General features: G+C 70.6%; 6 protein-coding genes and 1 pseudogene. All 7 read left to right on the top strand.

Features of this window, described 5'->3' with window-relative positions; translation table 11 throughout:
* Window positions 1-743 (top strand): annotated as a pseudogene (locus tag Q8O26_RS07640) (hypothetical protein); the annotation flags it as partial.
* A gap of 65 nt (window positions 744-808) precedes the next feature.
* Entirely contained in the window at window positions 809-1114 is a 306-nt protein-coding gene (locus Q8O26_RS07635) for a hypothetical protein (protein WP_305574908.1), read from the top strand.
* 30 nt (window positions 1115-1144) lie between these two features.
* Window positions 1145-2296 carry a phage portal protein gene (locus Q8O26_RS07630; protein ID WP_305574907.1) on the top strand — a complete coding sequence of 384 codons (1152 nt, stop codon included), beginning with the start codon at window positions 1145-1147 and terminating at the stop codon, window positions 2294-2296.
* A 204-nt stretch (window positions 2297-2500) separates the two neighbouring features.
* Window positions 2501-2722: a hypothetical protein gene (locus Q8O26_RS07625; RefSeq protein WP_305574906.1), complete on the top strand. Its 222-nt coding sequence runs from the start codon at window positions 2501-2503 to the stop codon at window positions 2720-2722.
* Window positions 2723-2841: 119 nt separating this feature from the next.
* Window positions 2842-3384: a TIGR02281 family clan AA aspartic protease gene (locus Q8O26_RS07620; protein WP_305574905.1), complete on the top strand. Its 543-nt coding sequence runs from the start codon at window positions 2842-2844 to the stop codon at window positions 3382-3384.
* Window positions 3385-3423: 39 nt separating this feature from the next.
* Window positions 3424-3612 carry a hypothetical protein gene (locus tag Q8O26_RS07615; protein WP_305574904.1) on the top strand — a complete coding sequence of 63 codons (189 nt, stop codon included), beginning with the start codon at window positions 3424-3426 and terminating at the stop codon, window positions 3610-3612.
* Complete coding sequence (locus tag Q8O26_RS07610; protein ID WP_305574903.1) at window positions 3609-4067, top strand: HK97 family phage prohead protease; 459 nt, start codon at window positions 3609-3611, stop codon at window positions 4065-4067. Before Q8O26_RS07615 ends, Q8O26_RS07610 begins: the two co-directional genes overlap by 4 nt.
* The last annotated feature ends 228 nt before the right edge of the window (window positions 4068-4295 follow it).

Genomic DNA, 4295 nt, shown 5'->3' with positions numbered 1-4295 from the left:
GCCTCATGACACCGCTGCCTTTCTGGCGCGCCGCGGGCGACAGCCGCCGCGCGATTGCTTCCACGCGGCTGTTGCGTGCCATCGCCGATCTGCGCTGGGACATCCTCGTCCTCAAAACGGCGCTGGGCCTGCACCGCCGCTACGACCCGAACCAGCCGCGTGTCCCGGCCGGAAGCCCGGACGGCGGACAGTGGACCAGTGGTGGCGGCGCATCACCGCGCGAGATGATCAGGCGCCGCGGCACGCCGTTGTCCGAGGCGACGCCCGGACAACAGGCCGCTATGGCGGTTCTGCGCGCCAGAATTGATGCCGCAGCGGCAAGGATCAGAGATCGTGATCCGACTTGGCGGAGACCGGAGAGCCTGATTAGCGGCACGGTCGAAAGCCGGATCGAACACTTGCGGGCGGTCGCGACAGCGGCGGAGGCCCACGAGGCATTTCTGGTCCGCTGGGGGATCGGCGGCCCGGGTCGATTCGCAGTTGAATCCTTCACAGCCCCTATTGGCAGGCGCTTTAATCAAGCCGAACGCGAACTGAACGATGCTTTCGGCGACCGTAACGGCTGCAATACTTGCGGGAGAAAAACACCCGGTACAATCTCAGGTCATTGGTATTTCGATCATCAGCCAAACACAGGTTGGAACCCGTGGGGGCGTCCACAGGATGTCTGGCCCCAGTGCCGACACTGCAGCAATGTGCAGGGTGCCTATATTCGCTGGCTGAGGAACAGAGGAGAACGATAATGCAAACGGCGATCGTGCGCCCGGCGCACTCAATCCTGTTCATCGAAGACCAAGAGGGTGGCGAGGTGCCCATCTTCATGCCGGAGGATGCTCCCAACCAGGCTTGCGCGACCGCCACCTCCATCTGCTTCATGCTCCTGCCCGAGCCCGACGGGCCGACCGAAGTCGTCATCGGCTCCCGTACCGAAGTCGATCCCGGTCGCGAGCCGAAATTCGTCAAGGAAATCCCCACCCCGTCACGCCTCATCCGCGTTGTCGAGGTCGACGACACCGAGGTCTTTGCCGTGCCGGTCCCGAACGTGACGACGCGGGTGAGCCTCTGGTTCAGCCATCCCGAGTGGCCCGACAAAGTCATCATCGGCCTCGACTGACACCCCACCCCGCCCCACGCGGAGTCCCCCATGTCCTTCCTCTCCCGTCTCCTCGGCGCCCCCGAGGCGAAGCGGTCGCGCACGGCCGCGCTCGTCGCGCTGTCGCCCCTCGGCCGCCCGCACTGGTCCTCGCCCGAGCCGAAGCGCTTCCATGCCGAGGCCCTGGCGAAGAACCCGGTGGCGGCGCGCGCCGTCGCCCGCGTCGCCCGCGCCAGCGCCGAGATCCCCTTCCAGTTCACGGAAAGCGGCTCGGATGCCTCCGCCCATCCGGCGGCGCTGCTCATCGAGAAACCCAACGAGCGCCAGGACCGCGTGGCGCTGGCCGAGATGCTGGCGAGCCACCTGCTCCTCACCGGCAATGCCTATGTCGAGGCGGTGAGCCTCGAGGGGCGGCTGCGTGAGCTGCACGTGCTCCGCCCCGACCGCATGCGGCTGGTGCCCGGCGCCGACGGCCGTCCCGCGGCTTACGACTACGAGCTGGACGGACGCTCGCTGCGCTTTGCCCAGGAGGGCGCGGTGCCGCCGGTCCTGCATCTCACCCTGCCGCATCCCTTCGACGACCATTTCGGCCTGGCGCCGCTGGCGGCGGCCGCCAGCGCCATCGACATCCACAATGCCGCGACAGCCTGGACCAAGGCGCTGCTCGACAACGCCGCGAGGCCCTCCGGCGCGCTGGTCTATTCCGGCGGCGACGGCACCCTCTCCGAGGACCAGTACGAGCGGCTGAAAGCCGAGCTCGCCGAGGGCTTTTCAGGCAGCCGCAATGCCGGGCGGCCGCTGCTGCTCGAAGGCGGGCTCGACTGGAAGGCGCTGTCGCTGTCGCCGAGGGACATGGATTTCATGGAGGCCAAGCACGGCGCCGCCCGCGAGATCGCGCTCGCCTTCGGCGTGCCGCCGCTGGTCCTCGGCATTCCCGGCGATGCCACCTATGCGAACTATCAGGAGGCCAACCGCGCCTTCCACCGCGACACCGCCCTGCCGCTCGCCCGCCGCATCGTCGGGGCGCTGGCGGGCTGGCTGGTGCCGGAGGGCACGCTCCACGCCACGCCCGACGAGGACGCCATCGGCGCCCTCCATGCCGAGCGCGAGAGCCTGTGGCGGCGCATCGGGCAGGCCGGCTTCCTGTCGGAGGGCGAGAAACGCGAGGCGCTCGGCTATCCGCGTGAGAAGCCGGCGGTGTGAGGGGGCGGGAAGGCCCCACCCTTACCCTCCCCGCTGGCGCGGGGAGGGGGAGTACCACGCCACGGCCGTTCGTCGCCCTCGTGCCTGGCTCGACCGCTCCGTATGAGGCGCGAGGTCGAAGTCTCCCTCCCCGCGCCAGCGGGGAGGGTGCGGGTGGGGCGTCGCCATCTCCGTCGCTCAAGACCCCACCCCGAAAGGACCGCCATGCTGCCCCAGGGTGCCGAACCCGTCGTCCGCGCCTTCATCGAGCGCGCCGACATCGCCGCCCTGGCGCTGTTCATGTGGGCCGCGGTGACCACCGGCCTGCTGGTCTGGACGCTGAAGGAGCTGGCCGCCGCCAACCGCCGCTTCGACGCCTTCGTCCGCGAACTCACGCGGTTCAACGAGCGGGCGGCGCGCCGCCGCGGCGAGGGGCCGGAGCCTTGAAAGCGAGGGGTTGCGGCAGGCTTCGCTTAACCCTCGCGACCGGTCATCCGGCCGGTTTAACCAGGGGCCAAGCGGTCCCGGCCTAAGGCTTGCGGCGGGACAACCGGAGCCGCGCCGCCATGCTGCCCAAGGCCTTCTACCTCCTGATGCTGCCGCTTGGGGTCGTCGCCGTGGCGCAGCCCGACAGTGTCAGCACCGTGATGGCCATGCTCGGCTATCAGCCCGCCGCGGCCACCGCCCCGGCGACGCCGGCGACGCCCTCGGCGCTGACCGCCACGCCCAATGGCGGCTATCCCTCGCGCCGCCTGGCGGCGGGCCGCGACGGCCATGTCCGCGCCCGGGCCCAGGTGGGCGGGCGCAGCTTCGAGATGCTGGTCGATACCGGCGCCACCATCGTGGCTCTGACCTGGACGACCGGCCTCGACCTCGGCCTCGTCCGGCCGGGCATGACCATGGACACGCCGATGCAGACGGCCAATGGCCGCGTCCTCGGCAAGCGCGTCACCATCCCCCGCCTCGAGGTGGAGGGGCTGTCCGTCGCCGCCGTCGAGGCCGTGGTGCTGCCGCAGGGAGCGCTGTCGGTGAACCTGCTCGGCATGAGCTTCCTGTCGAAGCTGCGCCGCTTCGAATTCGCCCAGAACACGCTGCTTCTGGAGCAATAGCCGCCCTCCCGCGGGAGGGCTTATCCGCGGGATGTCGCCATGATCCACACCCTTCTCGACCGGCTCCGGCCGGAACGCCCCACCGCGCCCGCCGCCGACCCGATCCGTCGCTTCGTCGCCGCCCTGGAGGCGCTGGAGACGCCGCCGAAACCGCCGGGCGGCGGCCGCGTGCGCGCCCTCGACCTTTTCGCCGCCGCGCCCGGCCGCCTGCCGCGGAGCCCGTCATGAGCGCCTTGGCGGTTCTCCCCCCGGTGCGGAGCGACCCCGCGACCGGCCTCTTCACCGGCTATGCCTCGCTCTTCGGCATTCCCGACGCCCAGAACGACGTGGTCGAGCGCGGCGCCTTCACGGCCTCGCTGCTGCGCCGCGGCACCGCGGGCATTCGCATGCTGTGGCAGCATGATCCGGCCGAACCCATCGGCTGCTGGCTGTCGCTGGCCGAGGACCCGGTCGGCCTGCGCGTCATCGGCCGGCTGGTGACCCTTACCGCCCGCGGTCGCGAGGCCGGCGCGCTGCTGGCCGCCGGTGCCGTCGACGGCCTTTCCATCGGCTTCAAGGCGCTGCGCGCCGAGCGCCGCCGCCGCGACGGCCCGCGCCGTCTCCTCGAGGTCGATCTCTGGGAGGTCTCGGTGGTCACCTTCCCGGCGCTGGCCGGGGCGCGGGTGACGCGGGTGGCCGCCTGACAAGTCCGCCTGAAGTGCCTTCACCCCCCGAGCCCCGCCATCGCGCGGGGCATTTGCGTTCCACCCCCCTCAAACCCCGAGGACCCCATGCCCGAGATCCACACTGCTGCCTCCCCCGAGACCAAGACGCTCCTGCCCCACGAGGCGCAGGTGACGCATACCGAGGTCATGCGCATCTTCGAGGCCTTCAAGGAGGCCAACGATACCCGCCTCGCCGAGATCGAGCGT

This window comes from Phreatobacter sp. (assembly GCF_030691135.1).
GTDB lineage: Bacteria > Pseudomonadota > Alphaproteobacteria > Rhizobiales > Phreatobacteraceae > Phreatobacter.
Note: the sequence above shows the minus strand (reverse complement) of the source record. Positions and strands in the feature narration are given on the sequence as shown.

What these genes read in the sequence shown, in the direction of transcription:
- Q8O26_RS07620 (WP_305574905.1), top strand. Translation starts at nt 2,842, where the DNA reads ATGCTGCCCAAGGCCTTCTACCTCCTGATGCTGCCGCTTGGGGTCGTC.
- Q8O26_RS07625 (WP_305574906.1), top strand. Translation starts at nt 2,501, where the DNA reads ATGCTGCCCCAGGGTGCCGAACCCGTCGTCCGCGCCTTCATCGAGCGC.
- Q8O26_RS07615 (WP_305574904.1), top strand. Translation starts at nt 3,424, where the DNA reads ATGATCCACACCCTTCTCGACCGGCTCCGGCCGGAACGCCCCACCGCG.
- Q8O26_RS07610 (WP_305574903.1), top strand. Translation starts at nt 3,609, where the DNA reads ATGAGCGCCTTGGCGGTTCTCCCCCCGGTGCGGAGCGACCCCGCGACC.
- Q8O26_RS07630 (WP_305574907.1), top strand. Translation starts at nt 1,145, where the DNA reads ATGTCCTTCCTCTCCCGTCTCCTCGGCGCCCCCGAGGCGAAGCGGTCG.